Source organism: Halococcus sp. AFM35 (genome assembly GCF_051195015.1).
Taxonomy (GTDB): Archaea; Halobacteriota; Halobacteria; order Halobacteriales; family Halococcaceae; genus Halococcus.
Genome location: NZ_JBNTJU010000006.1, coordinates 14,179 through 37,311, shown reverse-complemented (window position 1 = coordinate 37,311; position 23,133 = coordinate 14,179). Strand labels below are relative to the sequence as shown.

The 23,133-nt window shown below is 63.0% G+C and carries 21 protein-coding genes and 3 pseudogenes; 17 read left to right on the top strand and 7 right to left on the bottom strand.

Annotated elements, in window-relative coordinates:
* The first annotated feature begins 54 nt into the window (after positions 1-54).
* The 7 genes from dapA to ACQUQO_RS06445 are packed head-to-tail and all read left to right on the top strand — an operon-like array spanning position 55 to position 6,239.
* Entirely contained in the window at positions 55-966 is a 912-nt protein-coding gene (gene dapA / locus ACQUQO_RS06475) for a 4-hydroxy-tetrahydrodipicolinate synthase (RefSeq protein WP_435077152.1), read from the top strand.
* The gene (gene dapB / locus ACQUQO_RS06470; RefSeq protein ID WP_435077151.1) at positions 963-1,727 is read left to right on the top strand and encodes a 4-hydroxy-tetrahydrodipicolinate reductase; all 765 of its coding nucleotides are present in this window, start codon (positions 963-965) and stop codon (positions 1,725-1,727) included. The genes dapA and dapB overlap by 4 nt, the downstream gene beginning before the upstream one ends.
* Entirely contained in the window at positions 1,724-2,551 is an 828-nt protein-coding gene (locus ACQUQO_RS06465) for a 2,3,4,5-tetrahydropyridine-2,6-dicarboxylate N-succinyltransferase (RefSeq protein ID WP_435077150.1), read from the top strand. The genes dapB and ACQUQO_RS06465 overlap by 4 nt, the downstream gene beginning before the upstream one ends.
* Positions 2,548-3,798 carry a diaminopimelate decarboxylase gene (gene lysA, locus ACQUQO_RS06460; RefSeq protein WP_435077149.1) on the top strand — a complete coding sequence of 417 codons (1,251 nt, stop codon included), beginning with the start codon at positions 2,548-2,550 and terminating at the stop codon, positions 3,796-3,798. The genes ACQUQO_RS06465 and lysA overlap by 4 nt, the downstream gene beginning before the upstream one ends.
* On the top strand, positions 3,795-4,655 hold the full coding sequence (gene dapF / locus ACQUQO_RS06455; RefSeq protein ID WP_435077148.1) for a diaminopimelate epimerase: 861 nt from the start codon (positions 3,795-3,797) through the stop codon (positions 4,653-4,655). Before lysA ends, dapF begins: the two co-directional genes overlap by 4 nt.
* Entirely contained in the window at positions 4,655-5,752 is a 1,098-nt protein-coding gene (locus ACQUQO_RS06450; RefSeq protein WP_435077147.1) for a M20 family metallopeptidase, read from the top strand. The genes dapF and ACQUQO_RS06450 overlap by 1 nt, the downstream gene beginning before the upstream one ends.
* Positions 5,753-5,777: 25 nt before the next feature.
* The gene (locus ACQUQO_RS06445; protein WP_435077146.1) at positions 5,778-6,239 is read left to right on the top strand and encodes a ferritin-like domain-containing protein; all 462 of its coding nucleotides are present in this window, start codon (positions 5,778-5,780) and stop codon (positions 6,237-6,239) included.
* A 170-nt stretch (positions 6,240-6,409) separates the two neighbouring features.
* Here the strand turns inward: ACQUQO_RS06445 and purB are convergent, their stop codons facing one another.
* Entirely contained in the window at positions 6,410-7,792 is a 1,383-nt protein-coding gene (gene purB / locus ACQUQO_RS06440; protein WP_435077145.1) for an adenylosuccinate lyase, read from the bottom strand.
* 122 nt (positions 7,793-7,914) lie between these two features.
* Between purB and purH the strand changes: the two genes are divergently transcribed.
* The 5 genes from purH to ACQUQO_RS06415 all read left to right on the top strand — a co-directional run bounded on the left by purH (position 7,915) and on the right by ACQUQO_RS06415 (position 15,723).
* Positions 7,915-9,501: a bifunctional phosphoribosylaminoimidazolecarboxamide formyltransferase/IMP cyclohydrolase gene (gene purH, locus ACQUQO_RS06435; protein ID WP_435077144.1), complete on the top strand. Its 1,587-nt coding sequence runs from the start codon at positions 7,915-7,917 to the stop codon at positions 9,499-9,501.
* Between the two features lie 144 nt (positions 9,502-9,645).
* Positions 9,646-11,673, top strand: coding sequence for a PQQ-dependent sugar dehydrogenase (locus tag ACQUQO_RS06430; RefSeq protein ID WP_435077143.1), 2,028 nt, complete (start codon positions 9,646-9,648; stop codon positions 11,671-11,673).
* Between the two features lie 67 nt (positions 11,674-11,740).
* Positions 11,741-13,837, top strand: a complete 2,097-nt coding sequence (locus ACQUQO_RS06425; RefSeq protein ID WP_435077288.1) for a PQQ-dependent sugar dehydrogenase — start codon at positions 11,741-11,743, stop codon at positions 13,835-13,837.
* A 126-nt stretch (positions 13,838-13,963) separates the two neighbouring features.
* Positions 13,964-14,458: a monooxygenase family protein gene (locus ACQUQO_RS06420; RefSeq protein WP_435077142.1), complete on the top strand. Its 495-nt coding sequence runs from the start codon at positions 13,964-13,966 to the stop codon at positions 14,456-14,458.
* Positions 14,459-14,631: 173 nt separating this feature from the next.
* On the top strand, positions 14,632-15,723 hold the full coding sequence (locus ACQUQO_RS06415; protein ID WP_435077141.1) for a TraM recognition domain-containing protein: 1,092 nt from the start codon (positions 14,632-14,634) through the stop codon (positions 15,721-15,723).
* A 360-nt stretch (positions 15,724-16,083) separates the two neighbouring features.
* On the opposite strand, the gene ACQUQO_RS06410 is transcribed toward ACQUQO_RS06415, so the two are convergent.
* The gene (locus ACQUQO_RS06410; protein ID WP_435077140.1) at positions 16,084-16,704 is read right to left on the bottom strand and encodes a ParA family protein; all 621 of its coding nucleotides are present in this window, start codon (positions 16,702-16,704) and stop codon (positions 16,084-16,086) included.
* Positions 16,705-16,865: 161 nt separating this feature from the next.
* On the opposite strand from ACQUQO_RS06410, the pseudogene ACQUQO_RS06405 reads away from it, so the two are divergent.
* Positions 16,866-17,023: pseudogene (locus ACQUQO_RS06405) on the top strand (DUF1931 domain-containing protein).
* A 164-nt stretch (positions 17,024-17,187) separates the two neighbouring features.
* The gene (locus ACQUQO_RS06400) at positions 17,188-17,358 is read left to right on the top strand and encodes a hypothetical protein (protein WP_435077139.1); all 171 of its coding nucleotides are present in this window, start codon (positions 17,188-17,190) and stop codon (positions 17,356-17,358) included.
* Between the two features lie 573 nt (positions 17,359-17,931).
* Here the strand turns inward: ACQUQO_RS06400 and ACQUQO_RS06395 are convergent.
* From ACQUQO_RS06395 to ACQUQO_RS06380, 4 genes and pseudogenes are all read right to left on the bottom strand, one after another.
* A complete protein-coding gene (locus ACQUQO_RS06395) occupies positions 17,932-18,399 on the bottom strand; it encodes a type II toxin-antitoxin system VapC family toxin (RefSeq protein ID WP_435077138.1) in 468 nt (155 codons plus the stop codon).
* Positions 18,392-18,676, bottom strand: coding sequence for an AbrB/MazE/SpoVT family DNA-binding domain-containing protein (locus tag ACQUQO_RS06390; RefSeq protein WP_435077137.1), 285 nt, complete (start codon positions 18,674-18,676; stop codon positions 18,392-18,394). Before ACQUQO_RS06390 ends, ACQUQO_RS06395 begins: the two co-directional genes overlap by 8 nt.
* Positions 18,677-18,863: 187 nt before the next feature.
* Positions 18,864-19,109 carry a hypothetical protein gene (locus ACQUQO_RS06385; protein WP_435077136.1) on the bottom strand — a complete coding sequence of 82 codons (246 nt, stop codon included), beginning with the start codon at positions 19,107-19,109 and terminating at the stop codon, positions 18,864-18,866.
* Between the two features lie 475 nt (positions 19,110-19,584).
* Positions 19,585-20,741: pseudogene (locus ACQUQO_RS06380) on the bottom strand (low temperature requirement protein A).
* Positions 20,742-20,947: 206 nt separating this feature from the next.
* On the opposite strand from ACQUQO_RS06380, the gene ACQUQO_RS06375 reads away from it, so the two are divergent.
* Positions 20,948-21,316: a cupin domain-containing protein gene (locus ACQUQO_RS06375; protein WP_435077135.1), complete on the top strand. Its 369-nt coding sequence runs from the start codon at positions 20,948-20,950 to the stop codon at positions 21,314-21,316.
* 98 nt (positions 21,317-21,414) lie between these two features.
* Here ACQUQO_RS06375 and ACQUQO_RS06370 read toward each other — a convergent pair.
* Positions 21,415-21,774 (bottom strand): annotated as a pseudogene (locus ACQUQO_RS06370) (amino acid permease); the annotation flags it as partial.
* Between the two features lie 363 nt (positions 21,775-22,137).
* Here ACQUQO_RS06370 and ACQUQO_RS06365 point away from each other — a divergent pair.
* Both ACQUQO_RS06365 and ACQUQO_RS06360 read left to right on the top strand, forming a co-directional pair.
* Positions 22,138-22,419, top strand: coding sequence for an HNH endonuclease (locus ACQUQO_RS06365; protein WP_435077134.1), 282 nt, complete (start codon positions 22,138-22,140; stop codon positions 22,417-22,419).
* Positions 22,416-23,036: a hypothetical protein gene (locus ACQUQO_RS06360; protein WP_435077133.1), complete on the top strand. Its 621-nt coding sequence runs from the start codon at positions 22,416-22,418 to the stop codon at positions 23,034-23,036. Before ACQUQO_RS06365 ends, ACQUQO_RS06360 begins: the two co-directional genes overlap by 4 nt.
* The last annotated feature ends 97 nt before the right edge of the window (positions 23,037-23,133 follow it).

Sequence of the window (23,133 nt, the reverse complement as noted above, 5' to 3'; positions counted from 1 at the left end):
CCCGTCGCGCGCTGTTTTCGACTGTATCGTTTACCGAGTAGCGACACCATCCACATGACAGACACAATCGACCTCGACGGCGTGTTCCCCGCGATGGTCACGCCATTCAGTTCCGACGACAGCATCGATTTCGACGAACTCCGTGCGGAAGCCCAACGACTCGAACGGGCAGGCGTCGACGGACTCGTCCCCGTCGGCACCACCGGCGAAAGCGCGACCCTCTCACACGACGAGCACGTTTCGGTCGTCGAGACGGTGGCGGAGACGGTCTCGATTCCCGTGATTGCCGGAGCCGGCTCGAACGCCACCCACGAGGCGCTCGACCTCGCCGAGCGGACCCGAGAAGCCGGCGCGGACGCACTCCTTTTGATTTCGCCGTACTACAACAAGCCCGAGCCAGCCGGCATGGAGGAGCACTACCGGACGATTGCCGACGCCGTGGACCTGCCCCAAATCGTCTACAACGTCCCCGGGCGCACAGGACGAACCATCGACATCGACACGGCGGCAGCGCTTGCCGACCACGAGAACATAGCGGGGTACAAGTCCGCAAGCGGCGATCTCGGCCGGGTGAGCGAACTCGCAGAGCGCACACGCGAGGTGGAGTTCACAGTACTATCGGGCGAGGATGCACTCACGCTGCCGATGCTCGCGGCGGGCGGGCGCGGCACCATCAGCGTCGCAGCGAACGTCGAACCCGAGCGCGTTGGCGAGATGGTCCACGCCGCGCTCGATGGCGAGTTCGAGCGGGCACGCGAGTACCATCACGAACTCGGGCCGCTCTTTCGAGCGCTGTTCTGGGAGACCAACCCCATCCCGCTGAAGGAGGCACTGTCGATTCGTGGGCACGTCTCGCCGCGGATGCGCGCACCGCTGTCGCGGCTCTCCGCCGAGCACCGCGAGGCGCTCGAATCGGTGCTCGACGACCTCGAAGATGCCGACCGGGTGCTGGAGGCCGAACGGTGACGACAGTCGGTGTCACGGGCGCAACGGGCACGATGGGGCGCGCAGTAGTCGAGATGGCCGCCGAACGCGAGGACATGAGCGTGAACTTCGCGGTCAATCGCTCGCCCGGCGACGAGCGCGTCGCCGGTCGAGAAGTCCGCGCGGCGGCCGACGTGCCCGACCTGCTCGCCGAGCACTCCCCCGACGTGGTGGTCGATTTCACGGGTCCCGAATCGGCCATCGAGTACGCCGCGGCCTGTGCGGAGGCCGGCGTTGGATTCGTCAGCGGGACGACGGGCTTCGACGCTGACGAGCGCGCCGCACTCCGCGAGCACGCCGAACGCACCCCTCTGCTGTGGGCGACGAACTTCTCGCAGGGCATCCACGCGCTGGGCGGGGCGCTCGCCGACGTCGCGGAAACGCTTTCGGACTACGACATCGAAATGACTGAAACCCATCACAATCGCAAACGGGACGCGCCGAGCGGCACCGCGAAGACGCTGCTCGACGGCATCGATGCGGCGAGCGGACAGGAGTACGAACGAACCTACGGCCGCGAGGGCGAACAGCCACGCGCGGACGGCGAAATCGGCGTTCACGTCCGCCGTGCGGGCGGGATTCGCGGCGAACACGAGGTGCTCTTTGCGGGCAACGACGAGGTGCTCACGTTCACCCACCGCGCCGAGAGCCGGGCGGTGTTCGCGTCGGGTGCGCTCGATGCGGCGGTCTGGCTCGCCGGGCGCGACCCCGGTTCCTACGAGTTCGCGGAGGTGCTCGCATGAGCCTCCAATCGGACGTCGAGACCCTCTGGGAGCGCTCGGCGGATGGCCTGACGGCGAGCGACGCCGGTCCGGACGAGCGCGCGACGCTCGATTCGTTCCTCGACGCGCTCGAAGCCGGCGCGGTGCGTGCCGCCGAGCAGGGGAGTGACGGATGGGAGGCGAACGAGTGGGTCAAACAAGGAATTCTCCTCAATTTCAGCCTGCGCGAAACCCAGCGTCGGGAGTACGGCGGCGTGGGATACCACGACGTGCTCCCGCTCCGTTCGACGGGCGACCTCGGCGAGCGCGGCACCCGAAACACGCCCGACGGCACGGTCGTACGGCGTGGTGCGCATCTGGGCAGCGATGCCATCATGATGAGTCCGAGCTTCGTCAACGCTGGCGCGTACGTCGGCGACGGGACCTTGGTCGATTCGTGTGATACGGTCGGCTCCTGTGCACAGGTCGGTGCGGACGTGAAGCTGGGCGCGAACACGCTCGTCGGCGGCGTGCTCGAACCGGTCGAGGACACTCCTGTCATCGTCGAGGAGGGCGTCTCGCTGGGTGCCGGCTGTCGCGTCACCTCGGGGTTCGTCGTCGGTCACGACTCGGTGGTCGGCGAGAACACGCTGCTCACGCCACGGATTCCGGTCTACGACCTCGTTGAGGAGGAGGTCATCTACGGCGAACTGCCGCCCGAGCGCCGTGCGTTCACCCGCTTCGTCGAGTCCTCGATTGGCGAGCACGACCTCTTCGACGGCGGGGCGTACAAGCCCGCGGTGGTGGCGACGGCCGTCGAGGATAGGACTTTGGAAGCGACCGAACGCGAGGACGCGCTCCGATGACGGGGACCGCTGCGGCCGTCGAGAACTCACCCATCCGGCGGCTCGCCGACTGGTCGGCGGCGCGCCTGCGCGACCTCGCAGCGGAGTACGAGACGCCGCTGTACGTTATCGACATCGAGCGCGTGCGCGAGAACGCCGCGCGCCTCCGAGAGGCGTTTCCCGACGCTGCCATCGACTACGCGGTGAAGGCCAACGCCCGACGGCCAGTATTGGAAGCCATCGCCGAGGCGGGCTTCGGGGCCGAATGCGCGTCGGCGGGCGAGGTCGTCCGCGCGTGCGAGGCGGGGTTCTCCGACGTGCGCTACACGGCGGTCAATCCTCCGTCGAGGGACCTCGACAGAGTGGTCGAACTCGCCGACGATTACGACATCACCATCACAATCGGTGCGCTCGACACGCTCGACAGGCTCGAAGAGCGCGGCTGGTCGGGGTCGCTCTACGTGCGTGTGAATCCCGATATCGGCGTGGGCCACCACACGAAGGTGCGGACGGGCACCGACCCGAAGTTCGGGATTCCAGCTGGGCGAGCGGTGGCTGCGGTCGCCGAAGCCGACGAGCGCGGTTTCACGGTCGAGGGAATCCACGCCCACGCCGGCAGCGGCATCCTCGACAGCGAGGACCTCGCCGCCCACCGCGCGCTGGTCGAACGACTGAGCGAACTCGCGGGCGAAATCGCCGACGCGGGCATCGTTATCGACGCCGTGAGCATCGGCGGCGGGTTCGGGGTTCCCTACCGCGACTCCGAAGCGCCGCTCGACCTCGATGCGCTCGCCCGCGCGACCCGCGAGGCGTTCTCCGCCGACGCTCGATTGGGTATCGAGCCGGGGCGGTACTGCGTCGCGGACGCTGGCGTACTCCTTACTACGGTGAACACCATGAAGCCAACACCTGAGACGACGGTCGTCGGTGTCGATGCCGGGATGACGGTACTGGCTCGCCCGGCGCTGTACGATGCCTTTCACGAGATTCGTTCGCTCGCGGCCGATAGTGGAGGGCGCGAGACGGTCGAGGCGACTATTGCGGGTCCGGTCTGTGAATCGAGCGACGTGCTCGGGCGCGACCGCGCACTTCCCGCCCCCGAACGCGGTGACCTCTTTGCCATCGGGAACGCCGGAGCCTATGGCTACGAGATGGCGAACACCTACAACTCCCGTCCCCGACCGGCGGTCGTCGCGCTCGACGGCGCGGACGCCGAACGGTGCGTGCGCCGCGAGACGATTGCGGACCTCGGGAGGTACGAGCGATGAACGTCGAAAAGTACCACGGCACGGGCAACGACTTCTTCGTCGTTGACGCGAGCGAACCCGTCGCCGACCGGCGGCGGCTCGCCATCGAGTTCTGTGACGGCGAGAGCGGGATTGCAGTCGGCGAGCGAGCGGGAGCCGACGGCGTGCTCTTTCTCGCACTCGAAGAGCGCTACGCATCGCCGCGGGTGGTGATGACGCTCGTCCAGCCCGACGGCTCGACCGCGCCGATGTGTGGCAACGGCGCGCGGTGTGCGGCGGCGTGGGCGGCCGAGCGAACGGATTCGGACACGGTGATGGTCGACACGCAGGCCGGCACGCGGCGCGCGACCATCGACGAAGAGGACGTGACCATCGAGATGGGACGAGCGAGTTTCGCACCCGACGCCGTGCCGCTCGCCGGCAACGAGCCGCTGGTCGAGCAGTCAGTCGAGGGCCTGACCGTGACGGCGGTCGATACGGGTGTTCCCCACGCGGTGGCGTTCGTCGACGACGTCTCGCATACTGACCTCCCGTCGCTCGCGCCGCCGGTGCGCCACGCCGACCGGTTCCCGCGCGGGACGAACGTCACGCTTGCCAGTTCTCGTGGGGACGGGTTCGACCAGCGCACCTACGAGCGCGGCGTCGAGGGCGAGACCCGCTCGTGTGGCACCGGGGCGGTAGCGGTCGCGGCGGTCGCCCGCGAACTCGGTCTCACCGAACACGAATCCATCCCTATCCATCCGCCGGGTGGCCGACTCGACGTTCGATTCACCGACCGCGGGGCGACCCTCGCCGGGCCGACCGAACGGGAGTTCGCGGGTCGGGTTTCGATAGGGACCTCGCCGACCGTCGAAGCCGACGAGGCCGCCGGCGACTGATGGCGTTCGACCCGCTCGCGTTCCTCGAAACGGCGGTCGAAACCCCGTCTCACGAGGACGTCGACCCGATGCGCGCGCTGCTGTGTGACCGACTCGCCGCACACGGCATCGAGCCGACCGTCGACGGGGCGGGAAACGTACTGGCGAGCAAGGACGCGGCGGACGGGCCGCATGTCGTCCTGAACACGCATCTCGATACGGTCGCGCCCCATGTACCCGCCGAGCGGGAGGGCGACGTGCTTCACGGACGAGGGGCCTGTGACGCGAAGGGACCGCTCGCGGCGATGGTGGCGGCGTTTCTCGACTGCGACCCCGACTGGGGGCGACTCACGCTCGCGGTGACATCCGACGAGGAGACGTACTCGACGGGGGCGGCAGCACTCGTCCCACGCCTCGACCTCGACGGCGAACGCGGCGACGCGGTCATCGTCGGCGAACCCACCGGACTGGACGTCTGTACCGCTGGCAAGGGACGTTTCGAGGGCACGGTGCGGGTCGAGGGCGAGAGCGCACACGCCGCCGAACCCCATACTGGTGCAAACGCCATCGAGCGGGCTGCGCCCGTCATCGACGCCCTCACCGACTTCGGCGAGCGTCCCGGGAGTTTACCTGTGCATCCCGACCTCGGCGCGGCGACGCTCACCCCGACGGTCATCGAGGGTGGCGACGCGACCAATCAGGTGCCAGCCGCGTGTGAGGTGGTCGTCGACCGGCGGAGCGTCCCGCCCGAGACGGCGGGAGGTTTCGAGAACGCCCTCGACGAGTACCTCCGCGAGCGGCTCGACTCCACGATTTCGTTCGCGCTCACCGAGCGCGAGACGCCGTTTCTGGCGGCGTTCGAGACGTCGGTCGACTCGCGGGTGGTGGGTGCGTTTCGGGACGCCGAGTGTGAGATGCGGCCGTTCACGGCCGCGACCGAGGCGTCGTATTTCGCCCGCGAGGTCCCCACAGTGGTGTTCGGGCCGGGCGACCTCGCGGATGCCGAGGGTCCGGTGGCCCACGCCGACCGGGAGTACGTCCGCCGTCCCGAGGTCGAGCGCGCAGCCGACCGTCTCAACGATGTGCTCGCGGAGCTTCTCCGGGAGAACCACGTTTAAGCACTCGGCGCTCGGACGAGGGCACATGAGTACCGACGGTGACGAGCAGGTGCTCGACCTGCTCGCCGAAGCCAGAAATGACGAGTTCGAAACGGTGATCAACTACCAGACCGACGCCATCGCGCTCGCCGGCGTCGCCGCAGAGGAGGTCGCGGAAAGCCTGAGTGCGGATGTGCAGGAGGAGTTGGGTCACGCCGAAGAACTCGGCGAGCGCATCGTCCAGTTGGGCGGTCAGCCCGAAGGCTCGTTCGAGATGGAGATGAGCCAACAGAGCCTCCAGCCGCCCGAGGACCCGACCGACACCCTCGACGTTATCGACGGCGTCATCGAGGCGGAGAAAGGGGCCGTCGAGACCTACCGCGAACTCGTCAGCGTCGCCGAAGAGGCCGACGACCCCGTGACCGAGGACCTCGCCACCGAACTGCTCGCCGACGAGGAAGAACACCTCACCGAGTTCGAAGGCTACCGGAAGGAGTACGAGAACTGACGGCGCGGCCGCGGTGCGGTCTTGCCGTGCGGTTTCGTTGCTGATGGCGCGCGGTCGCGCTCCGCGCGACTCGCGCGAGGGGTGAGCGAACGAAGTGAGCGAATCGGTTGGGGAGGTACGTGGTGCGGTGTGGTTTTGCGGTCCGTGAGTATGGATTCGAAATCAGTGATTTATTCCGAGCTATCGGCCAACTCGCTCGCCAGTCCCGTGTAGCCAGCGGGCGTGAGGGCGTGTAACTCCTCGCGGACCGGCTCGCTCACGTCGAGGTCATCGAAGAGGTCGTGGAACTCCGTCAAACTCGTTCGTCGTCCGCGCGTGAGGTCCTTCACCCGCTCGTAGGCGTCGGTGTGGCCCTCGCGGCGAAGGATTGTCTGCACGGCTTCGCCGATGACCTCGGGATTGTCTTCGAGTTCTTCGCGCATGGCCTGCTCGTTCGGCACGACCTTCGAGAGACCGGTCTGGGTTTTCCGGTAGCCGATGAGACTGTGGGCCAGCGCCGCGCCCACGTTCCGTTTCACCGTCGAATCCGAGAGGTCGCGCTGGAGGCGTGAGGTCGTGAGCGACTCGGCGAGAAAGGAGAAGTCGCTGTTGGCCTTTTCGAGGTTGCCCTCGCCGTTCTCGAAGTCGATTGGGTTGACCTTGTGCGGCATCGTCGACGACCCCGTCTCGCCCGCGTCGCTCTCTTGGCCGAGATAGCCGTCGGAGACGTAGCGCCACATGTCGCGGTCGGCATCGAGGAGCACGGCGTTGGCTCCCCGGAGCGCGTCGAACAGCGCCGCGAGGTCGTCACACGGGTTGATTTGGGTGACGGGTTCGACGTGTTCGAGTCCGAGCGAGTGGACGAACTCCTCGGAGAATTCCCGCCAGTCGACGGCGGGATAGGCGGCGTGGTGGGCGGCGTAGGTCCCGCTCGCGCCGGCGAGTTTGCCCGCGAGACCGTCGGCGGCGCGCCCGATGCGTCCGATGGCCCTCTCCAGTCGGCCGGCATAGACGCCCATCTCCTTGCCGAAGGTCGTCGGCGTTGCGGGCTGGCCGTGCGTGCGCGCCAGCATCGGGGTGTCGCCGTACTCGCGGGCCATCCCCGCGAACGAGTTTCGAATCGCATCGAGTTCGGGAAGCAGCACTTCCTTGACAGCAGGCTTGAGCAGCAGTCGGCGCGCGAGGTTGTTGACGTCCTCGCTCGTGAGGCCGAAATGAACCCACGGCGTGGCGTCCGCGTCGGGGAGACCGTCGCGGACGAAGTATTCGACGGCCTTCACGTCGTGGTTGGTCGCCGCGCGTTCGGCGGTTCCCTCGGTCTCGATGCGCTTGATTCGCGCCGCGTCCGCTTCGGTGAACTCCTCGTAAAGCCCTCTGAGAACGTCACGGTCGCTGGCATCGATTTCGATGGGGGTAGCATCGAGGTCCGCGAGCGCGAGGAGGTACTCGACTTCGACGCGGACGCGAGCGCGCAGCAGGGCCGCCTCGCTCGCGTACTCGACGAGCGGTTCGGTGTAGCGTGCGTAGCGGCCATCGAGCGGCGAGACGGCCGAAAGCGAGCCGCGGTCTGTCATGGCTACGACTGAACCGAGTCCGGTGAAAGGCGTGTCGAATCGCCGGTCGTTCCCGAGGGATGCCAGCACGTCCGCGCTCTCGAACCCGAACGCACTTTGGCCGGCGCACGTCCCCTTCAGCCATGACACCGATTGCGGGGCTGGCAGGCAATCGCGGTCGCAACCTCCTCCACATCGCCGACCACGCGCCCGGCGGCGCGGAACTGAGCGTCATTCTCACGAACGACGCCGACGCGCCGGTGCTCGACGCGGCTGCCGAGCGTGGGATTCCCACGGAAGTCGTCGAACAGAACGAAGACGAATCGCGCGCGGCCCACGAGCGGCGACTGCTCGACCGACTCGACGAGTACGACGTCGAACTGGTCTGTTTGGATGGGTACATGCGCGTACTCACCCGGCAGTTCATCGAGGCTGCACCGCCGGCGTTCAACGTCCATCCGTCGCTGCTGCCCGCGTTCCCGGGAACGAACGCCCACGAGCAGGTCCTCGACGCCGGCGTGGGCGTCACCGGCTGCACGGTCCATCTCGTGGCCGAGGACATCGATGCCGGCCCAATCGTTACCCAGGAGCCGGTCGCGGTCTATCCCGACGACGACCCAGAATCGCTGAAAGAGCGCGTGCTCCACGAGGCCGAGTTCGCGGCCTATCCGCGCGCAGTCAGGTGGTTCGCCGAAGGGACTCTGGCCATCGACGGCGAGGGCGACGAGCGCGAGGTCACCATCACGGGCGATGAAAACTGTCCGTTCCCAACCCGGCGCGTGCAGGGTAGCGAGCGCGCGGCGGACCTCCGCTATGGCGAGAACCCACACCAATCGGCCGCGCTCTACGCCGATGTCAGTGATGGAGCGAGCGTCGTCGGTGCACCACAGCTGAACTCGGGGGCGAAGAACCTCTCGTACAACAACTACAACGACGCCGACGGGGCGCTCGGACTGGTTCGGGAGTTCGACGAGCCGGCGGCCGCAGTCATCAAACACACCAACCCCGCCGGCTGTGCGACCGCCGACACGCTCGCAGCCGCCTACGAGCGCGCGCTCGCCACCGACCCGATGAGCGCGTTCGGGGGCATCGTCGCGCTGAACCGCGAATGCGACGAGGCGACCGCCGAGCAGGTCATCGAATCGTTCAAGGAGGTCGTCTGTGCGCCGGGCTACACCGAGGACGCGCTCGCGGTGCTCCGCGAGGAGGACGACCTCCGGGTGCTCGACATCGGGGCGTTCGATACCGACCCATCCGAACTGGTCGAGAAGCCCCTCGCCGGCGGGCGATTGATGCAGGAGCGCGACGAGCAGACGATTGCGCCCGAGGAGTTGGAAGTCGTCACTGAACGCGAGCCGACCGACGAACAGCTGGCAACGATGTGTTTCGCGTGGCAGGTCATCAAACACGTCAAGTCGAACGCCATCGTCTTCGCTGACGGCACTGAAACCGTGGGCATCGGCATGGGACAGGTCTCGCGGGTGGACGCGGTGCGCCTCGCGGCGATGAAGGCCGACGAGCACGCCGAGGGGAAATCGGCGGCGGGTGCGGTGATGGCTTCCGACGCTTTCTTCCCGTTCCCCGATGGTATCGAGGCCGCGGTCGAGGTGGGCATCGAGGCGGTCGTCCAGCCCGGTGGCTCCGTGAACGACGAGGACGTCATCGCCGCCGCCGACGAGGCGGACATTGCGATGGCTCACACCGGCCAACGCGCGTTTCGCCACGACTGATCAAATGGGAGACCACCGCTCTGGCGGGCGATTTTCGGCCGTCGGTTGGCGTATCACAACCCATAAGTGAACACCGGCCCCCGTTTCTCGTAGTCCCCATCAACGACGAACGCCCCGTCGGAGCGCGGGGCAGCCCGACAATATATGACAAAGGGAACACTCGATACCGACCCCTCCATCCCGTCCCGCCGGCGTTTTCTCGCCGCCACCGCCGCGGGCATGACCGGTCTCGCCGGCATCGGTAGTTTCACCGGTGCTCAGGCCCAATCCCAGCCCCAGGAGATACGCCTCGGCGGCGAGACCACCGGCTGGGTCGGGCGCGCACCGTCACGGATTCAGGGCACCATCAATCCCACGCTCGAACTCGAAGTCGGCACGACCTATCGGCTGACGTGGAAGAACATCGACGGCGCACAGCACAACGTCGCGCTGCTCGACGGCAACGATACCGTCCTCAAGCGCACCGAGTACGTCACCGAGGAGGGGGCGACCCAGACAATCGAGTTCACCGCGACCGAGGCGATGGACGAGTACGTCTGTCAGGCTCACCTCTCCCGGATGCGCGGCGACATCGAATTTTCGAGCGGGAGCGAAACGACCGAGACGACCACCGACGAGTCGGGTGAGCCGAAGGGGTTCTTCGCTGAAGGACCGACGGTCAGAACCGACACCATCATCGACGGTGGACTCACCGCGCCGCTCGGTCTCGAAGTCCCGCCCGGCGAGCGCGACGAACTGTTCGTCCTCGACCAGATAGGGCTGGTCCGCCGATACGGGAGCGACGGCAGCGGCGGCGACGTGTTTCTCGATATCCGCGACCAGCTCATCGATTTCGATAACCTGCCGGAAATCAAGACCATCGACGAGCGCGGGCTGCTCGGGTTGGCCTTCCATCCGAACTTTCAGAACAACCGGAAATTCTACGTCCACTACAGCGCGAAATCACGTCCCGGAACGCCCGCGAACTTCACGCACACGCAGGTCATCTCGGAGTTCGAGACCAACGAGGACGCGACCGAAGCGCTGCCGGAGACCGAACGAACGCTGCTCGAAATCCCCTCGCCGTACTACACCCACAACGGCGGCGCAATCGTCTTCGGTCCCGATGGCTACCTCTACATCGGGCAGGGAAACGGCGGCGGCGCGCTCGAATCCCCCAAGCAGCCAAACGACTGGTACGGCGCGAACCTCGGCGGCAACGGTCAGGACGTCAGGGAGAACCTCATGGGATCGATTCTGCGCATCGATGTCGACAGCCGCGAGGGCGACAAGCCCTACGGAATCCCCGACGACAATCCCCTCGTCGGGCAGGCGGGACTCGACGAACAGTATGCGTGGGGCTTCCGTAACCCGTGGCGCATCGGCTTCTCGGGTGGGACATTGATGGCCGCCGACGTCGGGCAACGCCGCTACGAGGAGGTGAACGCTGTCCGCAAGGGCGGCAACTACGGCTGGAACGTCCGTGAGGGTGGCCAGTGTTTCGTCGCCACCAAAGGGCGGGACCCCTATCGAGCAAACTGCCCTACGAACACGCCGCCGGACGTCCGCGGCGGCGAGCCGCTCATCGACCCCGTCATCCAGTATCCACACACCTACGAGACGAAGGGCGTCGGCGTCGCCGTCATCGGCGGCTACATCTACGAGAACGCCACGATTCCCGCCCTACAGGACAAATACGTCTTCGGTGATTACAGCAAGAACGGCAAGCCGCGCGGCTCGCTGTTCGCCGCGACTCCTGTGGAGGGCGACTCGTGGTCGGTCGAGGAGCTGTCGATAGCCAACGGCGAGAACGGCGAACTCAACGCCTACCTCCTCTGTGTCGGCCGCGACAACGACGGCGAACTCTACGCGCTGACGACCGACAACCTCGGCGTCGAGGGCGAGACGGGGGCGGTCCATCGTCTCCGGCCGCCGGAAGCCGAGGCGCGCGAAACGCCGAGTACCGAAACGCCGGTCCGACCACCGACCGCAACGGCGACGCCGGAGCCGACACCGACGCCGACCGCAACGGCGACCCCGACGGCCACCGAGACGACCAGCAGTACCGACACGGCCCGCAGCGGCGAGAGCGGCGGCATCGTGACCGGTGACGGACCGGGATTCGGCATCCTCGCTGGGCTTGCGGGACTGGCGCTCGGCGCTGCCCGCCTACTACGTGGTGAGGAGCGGTGAACGCCGCCGCCCCGTCCCACCGCAGCGACGCGACGACCAGCGTGCAACCGAGGACTTCGCAACTGCAATGACAACGAATTACAGGACCGACCGGCCCGCAACGACCCGCAGACGATTCCTCCGTGCGAGCGCCGCGGCCGGCACGCTCGTCGGGACGAGTGGTCTCGCCGGCGCACAGTCACAGCCAAAAGCGATCCGCCTCGGCGGCGAGATCGCCGGCTGGCAGGGCCGTGCCCCGGAATCGATAACCGGCGAGAGCAATCCCACCCTCGAACTCGACGCCGGGGTCGATTATCGGGTGACGTGGAAGAACCTCGACGGACGGGGCCACAACCTCGCGCTGCTCGACGATGCGGGCGAGGTCCTGCAACGGACCGAGGTGATGAGCGAGCAGGGCGCGACCCAGACCATCGAGTTTACCGCGAGCGAGACGATGGCCGAGTACGTCTGTGAGCCACACATCACGTCGATGCACGGCTCGGTTTCCTTCGGTGAGGGAACGACCACCCAGACCACGACCGAAAGCGGTGGCGAGAGCGCGGACGACTCGACGTCGTACTTCGGCGACGGTCCCACGGTGGCCATCGAGACGCTGACGGAGGGGACGCTCACCGCACCGCTCGACTATGGCGTCCCAGCCGGTAGCTCGCGTACGTTCATCGCCGACCGTCTCGGACAGGTCTATGTCTACGAGTCGGGGGGTTTGAACGAGGAGCCGTTCATCGACGTCAGCGGAAAGTTGACCGAAATCACCGGCGAAATGGGGCTGTTGGGGATGGTGTTCCATCCGAACTATACGGAAAATAGAAAGTTCTACCTGCGATACAGCGCGCCGCTTCGCGACGGGATGCCCGATGAGTATTCCCACACGGAGGTGCTCGCCGAATTCACCGCGAGCGACGATGGCAAGGGACAAGTCGACTCCGAACGATTGTTGCTCGAAGTACCCTCGCCGCGCGATACCCACAACGCCGGCGCAATCGTCTTCGGTCCCGACGGTCTCCTCTACGTGGCGATGGGCGATGGCGGCGGCGCACACGATACCGGAACGGGCCACGTGAGCGACTGGTACGAGCGAAACGAGGGTGGCAACGGCCAGGACGTGACCGAGAACCTGCTCGGGTCGATTCTGCGCATCGACGTGGATAGCCGGGAAGGCGACAAGCCCTACGGGATTCCCGACGACAATCCACTCGTCGGGAAGGCGGGACTCGACGAGCAGTTCGCGTGGGGCTTTCGCAACCCCTGGAGAATGGGCTTTTCCAACGGCAAACTGTTCGCCTCGGACGTCGGCCAGAACGGCTTCGAGGAGATAGATATCGTCGAAAAGGACAAGAACTACGGCTGGAACGTCCGCGAGGGGACCCACTGTTTCAAACCGGGTCCCGAGGGCAGTCGCAATCCGCCCGAGGAGTGTCCGAGCAAACTTCCACCCGATGTCCGCGGTGGCGAGCGCCTCATCCCGCCGATTATCGAGTATCCACACACCTACAAGGGTGAGGGTGTCGGCTCGGCGGCCATCGGCGGATACATCTACGGGCGCGACGATATTCCCGCCCTCAACGGCAAGTACGTCTTCGGCGATTTCCGTAAAACACAGGAGACCGAGACGCCGACGGGGTCGCTGCTCGCGGCCACACCATCCGAGGACGGTGGTCTCTGGGACGTCGCGGAACTCACAGTCGCAAACACCGACAGCGGGTTCGTCGGCGGCTACATTCTCGCGATGGGTCGGGACAACCAGGGACGGCTCTACGTGCTGACGACGGCCAATCCGGGCAGCGAGGCGACCGGCGCGGTCCACCGTATCGTGCCGCCGAGCCAACCCCAGCGGACAACTGGGACGAACGCGAGCACTACCGGCAACGCGACCGCGACGCCAACGGCGAACACCACCGCAACCGCGACGAACGGCACGGCGACGAGCGCCACGACCACACGGCCCACCGCGAACGCAACGGCCACCGAACCGACGAGTGTCACGGCCACACCGTCGGCAACCGACGGGACGGCTCCAACGGCGACTGAGGAATCGCAGACGACCGGCGAGGGTGGCGTCTCGGCGGGCACGAGCGGCGAGTCGGGGCCCGGGTTCGGTGTGCTGGCGGCACTGTCGGGACTGACGATTGGCGCGGCCCGATTGCTCTCCGGACGTGAGGACTGAGGGGCGACCGGACCCCATCATCGACGGCCGTATCGGAAATACAGCTGCCATCACTCGCCCCAATCGGCGGATAGAGGCCAGCTTTCACCCGACAAGTGGATTATCGGCCAGCACCTACTCTAATGGATGGTCCCGATCAACAGAGAGCGGATGGTGGCCGAAATCGACGGTGAGTACGTGGTCTACATTAACGGAATGCGGCTCAACAAGCTCCGCGCGTTGCCGAAGTACCTCCGCGCTGGACTCAAAGCCGCAAAGATGTTCGAGCAGTTGGAGGCGGACCCGGACAGCGGGTTTCTCGGCTATCTGCCGGCGTATATGAGTCTACGGAGCGGCGCAGCCATCCAATACTGGCGGTCGCTCGACGACATCAAGCGGTTCGCACAGGACCCGAATGACCTTCACGTTCCGGCGTGGCAGTGGTACGACGAGGAAGTCGGAAACGACGGCGAGCTTGGGTTCTGGGCCGAACTCTACGTCGTCAAAGACGGCAGTTTCGAAACGTTCTACCGCAACATGCCACCCACCGGATTCGGCGAACACGGGTCGCTCGTTCCGATGGGAGACCATCACCGACGCCTCGGACTCTCCGATACGGAGACCCCACCACGAAACGGTTAATATCCGATGATGGCAAGTGAGATTCCTAATGCACGGTCTACTGCGAAATCTGGACTGTCTGGGTAAAATTCATAAGTGGCTATGCATGACGAATCCTACCTAGCCGACTTCAGATCTATGAGTGAACAGCCGATACCAAGCCAGAGGCAGAGACCGAAGATTGGCCCTACGCCGTGACGCCGGGGGGTGAAGAAGAACAGCGCCAGTTCACGCGCCGCGAGATGAAGATGAAAGCCGAGAACGGCAATATCTACGCTGGGAAGGGCGTCTGCTATATCGATCCGGAGGGTGACGACGTGCTCGACATCCTGATGTCGATACCGAAGGAGCGCTGGGACGATGTGATTTACATTTCACCCAGTAGCGACGCTTTCGAGAAACAGGTCGGATTCAACCTGCTGGAGACCCATTCTGACCCCGGAGACCCGTTCAACGCCGAGGTAGAGGGCATCGTCAACGACATGAAGGCGCTATTCGCCGGCGACAACTACTGGGGGAATCGTATGGATGGCGTCGCGTCGAATATACTGCGCGGGATGATTCGTGACCGCGATTTCGAGTTCACGGTCACGGATATGTTCGACGCGCTGCTCGATGAGGAAAGCCGGGCGGAGTATGCGAACCTGATCGAGGCGAGTGACAGCGACCTCTCGTTCATTCAGGGCTGCACCAACAAAATCGCCGGGTTAGAGGATACGGACCTCGATGCGATTCGCCGCCGGCTCAAAGGCTGGGTGGAGGAGCCAACGATGCGCCAAATCGTCGCCCAGCGCGACGCCACGATCTCCATTCCACAAGCCGTCGAAGACGAGAAAATCATTCTCGTGAACAACAACCTCCCCGACGAGCCGAATGAGGCAGTCGTCACGGCCATCCTCCGGCAGATTTGGACCGCCGTGGACTCGCGGCCCTCCCAGCGCGACCAGTTGATGCAGGACATGGCCGACGCCGACGACGGGGGCGTGGGCGAGTTCGCCGAGGAGGCCGTGGACGAGGCTGTGCGAGAGCACGAGGCGGAAGGTGGTTCGCTCGACGCTGACTACACGCCGTACTTCCTCGTTATCGACGAGGTCCACGACGTGCTCACCGAGGGGAGCAAGGTCGAGAAGATGCTCGCGAAGGCACGCTCGAAGCGGCTGGGTCTGACCATTGCCACCCAGCAGCTGCGGCAGTTGGACCAAGATGCCCAAGACGCGATTCTCGGCAATTGCAATTCGCTCATCGCCTACGACCCCGGCCACCCGGACGAAGCGCGACTGCTCTGAGAGTGCCGAGGCGGTCTTCGAGCAGCCCAAAAAGTACCCGGCGACGAGCGAGGTCGTGCCCGATGACCAGCGCGACAAGTACGTACCCGTCTACCGGCCGTTCATCCCCGAGTATCACTTCGAGCGAGAGGTGTCTTCTCGGCCTGTTTTCCGTTCCGACGCTGACGCTGTGTGTCCACCTCACTGGCGACGAGGTCGAACTCCTGACGGAGGTTTTCAGGCAGGTACATATACGTTCCTTGATAGAGGTCCTTGGCGCTCTGGGGTCCTCTTGTTGTTCTTGTTCTGCTGGTTGTTCCGGTTTTTCTTCTGACGAGCGGCCCTTCCGACGACTGCTGAGTCTATCAGCGCGGTCACCCATTACTGGACCTCTCGGGTGGATGCTGTTTCTGCCGGGGACAGTCCAAACTGCTCATCGAGCGCGGCGGCGATCTCCAGGAAGACATCGCACATGTCGATCTCCGGGTCATACTCGAAGAGCGAACTGCCGGCGCTGTGAGCGCGCTGAAGGGCAACCCGTTTCCGAACCTCGAAACGAGGTATGTCATCGAACGCGCGGGCGAACCATCCAGCGTAGAGCGCGTTGTCCGTCAGGTGGCCCAGCGACGGTGGGCAGTCAATCAGCACGTAGTTATAGTGCTGGCCGATGTCTTCAAGCGCGAGCGCCAGCTGCTCCGTGGGCCGACGGACGTGGGTCATCTCCCGCTCCGTGTGGTGATGGTCGACGTTGCTGGGTATGACGTCCATCTCCGGGTGCTCTCTCACGAGGCGCTTGATTTCTCCGCGCTGCTCCGAGTCCGTCAACACGTTGAACAGGCTAGGTGGCTCTGCATCGTACGCATCGGCGAATCCAAGGCCTTCCGTAGCATTACCTTGCGGGTCGAGGTCAACTAATAGTACGTCGCGCCCGCGCTGGTTCAACGCGCCGGCCACGTTCACTGCAATAGTTACTTTTCCGACACTATCCTTCTGGTTGCTCACTGCAAGTATAATAGGTTCTCCTTTCTCAACTGGTTTTCATAGGAGAACTACTTAGTTCTACGTCAGACACCACACCAGATTCCGAGTGTAATGGACCTGCGGGCACCTGCGAGAGTGGTGAAAATGGACAGTTTGAAGGAAATGGATGTGAGAGGGAGTCTGTGACGGATACCATTGTCAAGGCGGCTGTGAAGAACGAATTGAACGAGATGAACGTGTCCAGCGATTTCTACGACGCTCTCGACGAAGAAGTGAGCGAATTGCTCGAAGATGCCGCACGGCGAGCGAGCGGAAGACAGTACAGGCGCGCGACCTGTAGGCAGCACGCCAAGACCAGTAGCGAACCGAACTGAGCAAATAGCGGGCATCTTCTTCCGAAACAGCGTGACGGCCGACCGGACTGCCAGCGAGCAATAGCCAGCGGTAGCCGGTGGGGTGACGGCCGAGTGTAACGAGTAGGGCCCATAGAAGCGGAGGCAATCGATGAACGTCGAGACGCACCGCTCGATCACCGTGCCTATCGAACGTGCGGTCACCGAAGCCACGATCAGCGATGGCGAACACGCGCTCTGTGGACGGTCAGTTGGCGAAGGGTCGCCGGTGAGCATCTATGGGTACTCGATGTCTGACGAGCGTGATATTTTGCTCTGTTGATCGCAAGACGACAGCGGGGTGGGGTGCGTGAACCCATCTTGTAGCGGCTCTCGATGCTGATTCGCTGGGACAGGCGATGCAACTGATAGCGCGATAATCAGGTCAATCCTGACAGATTCGGTAAGAATCGGTAACTCTCCGAATCAGTCGCTGGCGATGGCTCTCCTCGATACGGGCAGAAAAGGAGCAGGCTGGCGTCCGCATCGATATCTCTTTGTCCCACTTGCAGAACGAGGTGAAATCTAGCGATTTCTCCAGTCCGAACACGTCGAGAATCCAAGGTATCTCGTTGAGTTGATCTTCAAGATGGCGAAGCGGCTTCCGATGTCTTCACGCAGGAGCAGTAACGCGATTTTGTTCCACTCAGCGTGCTCACTGTCGCCGGCTTCGTCGGCGACAGCAGGCGCGTCTGGATCGTCCGTATGTTCTTTCCCGAGTTCTCAGTATTTCTTGGCGCGTTGTCGTAAACGTTCCATATCGCACGAAGGCGTCCAATTCCCCTGAACTCATCGGTAGAATCGCCGGACGGAACCGGCGATCAACAGAGCAAATCATTCAGAATGTGAGGCGAGATCAGCACCCCAGAAAACGGTTCAGTTCGCTAAAATCGTCGATAGAGAGAATGACTTCGGTATCGAACGCATCAAACCGTTCGAAGTCGTCGTCAATCGTCAAAACAGTATTCACTCCTTCGACGATCGCTACCTGAGCATAGTATCCATCCCAGCCACTGACATTTGCTTCGCTCGCCTGAGAAAACCCACCTCGAACTACGTCTTCGGATACCCCGTCGTACCAATGGATTCGCTTCGCGCCCATAAAATTCTGGAGGAGCCGAGAGGCGTCTGCGTTTGAGCGTCCGTAGTACGTCGTCAAGACGGTGTGCGCTCCGAACAGCGCAGGATACGGAACAACAGCATCAATATCGCCAACGATGGCCTCTCGGACGTACGAGAGTGCAGCATCACGAACAGGGGCCTCCGTGTGTGCAAGGGCAATCACTCCGACATCGAAAAGATACGGGCCACCAGCGTCACTCATCGCTGCTTTTCTCCGCTCCTCTCCGAATAGCGTCTCGATGCTTCTGGGCAATTGGGTCGGTCCCTTCATCGAGCGGAGTCGTCTCCCCACGCTCTGAGGACGTTTCTTCGATGAGTCGCTCCATGCGTTCGATGATTTGTTCGGGATCATCTTCAGGTTCAACCACCGCCTTCCCCTCTTCTTCGTGGATGGCTACTTCTGTACCGGGAGTAATACCGAGCTGCTCTCGCACCTCCTGCGGGAGAACGATTCGCCCTTTTGAATCCACCTTCGCCATATTCCCACCAAGTGTGGGAGTAGATATAACCGTTTTGCTTAGACCACCGTTTCCAGCCCTTACTCTGAGTGGAGAGATTGTATTACTATTTACTGATGATTGATCGGCTCAGCCTTCGTGACTCATAACCGACCGACAGGCGTGATGATCGCTGTCTTGGTCGCTCTCGCGCTCTCGAATCGGCTCCTCACCGGTCTCGACCGTCTCCTTTACCTGTGTAGACGAGTACCACCGCGACAGCCGCAAGCGCCGCGCCGAACGCGGACGGCACGACGAAGCCGAACCGAATCAGAAAGCCCGACGAGAGCGGGCCGATGGCGGTCCCGAGACCGCGCCGCTGGCGATGTATAGCGGCAGCACCACGATCAGGAACGAATTGCCGAACGAGTCGACCACCGCGCCAGCGCGAGTGTGAGGACTCTCGGGTCGACATCGAACATTCCAGTACTCGATTCCTGGTCCGTGTTGCCATTGGACGTGATGGATGTTCTACCTACATCAGCGTGAGGTCGCTTTGGGCTGTACAGAAACGAAAATCCGCAAGTCACGAAAAGACGCTTGTTTCTCCCAGAAACGGAACCAGTTTGGTGGACGACTCATACTCCTCTTGAAATTCCAAATATCGAGTGTGACTCAAACGCCGACTAGGACCTCGTCACCGTCGATACGGACTTCATACCCCGGTTCCGGATCATCGACAGGTGGTTCGAGTACCTCAACGGAGGTGATATCGAACTGTGAGCCGTGCCATGGACAGGTGACGGCCGTTCCATCGCAGCGGTATCGAGAGAAAGAACGAGTACTCCAGTCGTCATCGAGTTACTGGTGAAATACATAGCAGGTGGGTTCGTTCGTGAGTATGACGACATGCGGTTCGAAACGGTAGTCCGCTCAACACAGCGAGCGGTTCAGCCACCACGGAGTGCGTTCCGGTCTTCAGATCGTACCGTCTCGTAGGTCGCAAGTCCAACGAACAACGTCGTGAGAACCACGAGAGCAGCAATCGCGGGAACTCGTATTGCTATTGGAATCAATGCGAGAGCAATGATTGCCACGACGAGCCGGAGGACGCTGATGTTGCCGTGGTCGCGGTATCGGAAGGCGTTGTGCCCAAGCAAATAGAGCGCACCCCCACCAAATAGAGCGACGGCAGCGATTATCCCGAGCGCCTCGCCGGTGTGTGCGAGGTCTGCTCGATACCAAGCGCGACGAAGATGATGCTCCCGACCATCAGGAGGTGGATGTAGCTGTACGAATCGCGCGCCATCCGTGTTTGTTCGTGACCGCTGACTGCGGCGAGCGTGCGTTCTGCGGCAAGCACAACGTAGTCGAAGTAGAGCCACCACAGCGCGATGACGAGTACGATGCCAAGCAGGGCGGCGAGGACGACACTGAAACCGAGTTCCAAGCCCTCTGCCCCGACGCCAATCGCTACAATCGACTCGCCCAACGCGATGATAAGGACGAGGCGGTGGCGCTCAACGAAGTGTCCAACGTTGACGTGAAACCCTTCGACGCCGCGGATGAACACGATACCGTAATCGATTGCGAGTGCCGCAATCCAGAGTACCCCTTCGAGCGGTCCATCGAAGAGACCGGCGAGGATGAGCAGCACCGGACCACCTAAAAAACCCGGCGCGGCTCGGAGGACCGCGTCGTGCGTTTCGGGCGGGGTGGCGACCGCGTGGAGTGCGACGTGCAACAGCCGGACCACGAAGTAGGCGACCCCGAAGAGTACCGCGTCGTCGCCGAACGCGCCGGGCACAGAAAGCGCAACGACGAGCATGGCGGCCATTGCAGTGAGAATGACCGATCGTGCAGGTAGAGCCTCCTCGGCGGGCACAGCACCTGTGAGCCACGAGTAGGTGACCCACGCCCACCATAGCGCTGCGAGCAACGCCGCGCCGCGCGCCATGCCAGCCCACGTGAGATGCTCGACGAGGAAGCCGGTGACCTGGGTGAACGCGAACACGAACACGAGGTCGAAAAACAGCTCTAAAGGAGTGACATCCTGTTCTTGTTCGGCGGCGTCTTGTTCTGTAAACGCCGATTCGTTTGTACTCATCAACTCTTCCGTAGAATAGTAGGGGCTTCAAATTTTGTCATCAGAGACGGTTGTCTTCTGCCCGAGGACCGTACGCTCCACCTCCCGGCTCATCGAGTCTTCAGACTCATTCCGATCCCAGTGTCGAGACTATTCGGTTCAGTAGAAGGGTTAACAGCCCACAACGCGGACTCTGATGAGCAGTTGCGGTCATACAGGAAGACACAATGACTGAATCCGACATAACAGAGTACCACCCGTTCATCGGAAGCGAAGACGAGGACGAACACATGGTGCTTGCAGACTGTGAGATGGACATACGCGCTCACGGTGCAGACAAAGCCAGCGAACCACACTCTCACAACGAGACGCACATCATCTTCGTGCGTACCGGCGAGATGCGCTGGGAAGTCGACGGTGAAGAATTCCACGCGGAAGCCGGTGACACGGTCGTCACTCCGCCTGAGACCGAGCACATGTTCGAAGTGGTTGGGAACGAACCCGCCAACACGACGTGTCTGATCGCTCCCGCCAGATCAGCCGGGGACCAAGGATCATCCGGGACGCATGAAATCACCAAGCCTGACGAAGTCTGACCGAACAGCAAAAACGATTTTCCTACAGTCAGCCTGAAGTCGGCCGGCTCGATTCGTCATTCATCGACCCATCGTGACGACCGGCCGAAGTGGAATCCTGCGACCGTCTCAACGCCGATGAGGCCGGTGAAATACCCGCCGAAAGCATACGAGTACAGTGCCATCGTGCCCACGTACCCGATGATGAACGTCCAGCCGAGCATCCCGGCGAGCGTGGTATTGCCGGTGAATTGTTTGACATAGGTCATCGGTCCCGCGTGGTCATCGAGCAGGCGGTTGAGACGGACGAAGGAGTACCCTGCACAGAGAGCGATGATCCCGGCCGCAACGAACGCGAGCCACGCAAGCGTATCGGCAGTAACGGCGACGATTCCGAGCGCGGCGAAGATTCCTCCACCCACCATCCCCTCGATAGCCATCGAGATCGACTCCATCAGCCCGATCTTGTCATCGGCCATTACCCAACACCCGACGGGACCGTGCTGTATGTTCGGAACACCCGGACTCACGACCTGACCATCACTACCGGCGACTCGGCGTAGAAAATCTTTTGAAATCGACTTATAATCGAACAGGTGGTTTGTAGAAATCCAAACGCCGAAGTTCTGGAGGTGTGAATCGCGATATGATATAGCGAAATAGAATTTATAAGTTTGGATTGGAACTGTCTTCCGTTCGGATTTCGATACGAGTCCATTCGAGGCTGGGAGAACGGACCACTTTTGCGTTGCAGTCGGCTGGGCGCATCGAACGACGATGTCCGCTGCCGGGTGTCGCATCGGTATCGATAAGTGACATCCGGCGCACTCAGTAGCAGGCAGATGGACGAGGAGACGACTCCGGGTCAGCGTTTAGACTCCGCCATGTGGAATCGATTGCGAGAGGAAATCCTCTCCCGAGACGGCCGCCAGTGTGTCAACTGTGGTGCGCAGACGAACCTCGAAGTGCATCACGTCGTGCCGCTCCATCGAGGTGGGACGAACAGACCGACGAACCTGGTGACGGTCTGTCGGTCGTGCCATGCAGGTTCTCACGAGCAGAACGTGCATGACCCGAACAGCGAAACCGAGAACGAACGCTGGCTCCGACGGTCGGGGAAGTGAGCAGGCTGGTCCGGACGACTCGTCATCCGCTCAAACGAGCAGTCCTCGGATTGTTTGCTAAGACGGGAATCGGTGTCGGCGAGCTCTGTAATCTCTGTATGGGGGATGTCTTTCTCGACGATGAGGACGTTTCCGAAGCGTACAGCGACAGGGAGTTCGAGTGGGTGAAAAACGACCTCCGTGCGCTTCGAATCCGCGTCAAGGGAGACGAACCGTACTCTCAACGGAGAGAGCGTATCGAAACGACCCTCGTCCCGCTCGACGATCCGACGTGTCGAGTTCTCAAGCGCTGGTTGGCTGTCCGTCCCGATACACGACGACGGTCTCGACCACTGTTCGTCAGTACGCACTCGTGGGGCGAACAGCTGTCTCCGCTTGCCGTCGGGAATCTGGTCGAATCGCGGGCCACAGCGTTGGGATTTGCTGACGGAGAGTCCGAGTTGAACAACTTCACACCATACACACTTCGATACTTCTTCACCGAGCGGTTCCCGGGCCAGCCAGCCGTCCGTAAGTATATACTCGAAGGGGTGTCGACGACGTTCTCGTTCGAGCAACTGGTGGCCCACTACCGGGACAACATCTATCCTGTATTCAATCCTTATCCATCCAAGTAGACTGTTGCATCAGATCTAGGGGACCATATATACTGAGTCTACGAAAACACATCGAGAATGGCGGTCTTTACTGCGGTATAAGAACGCTTATAGAGTG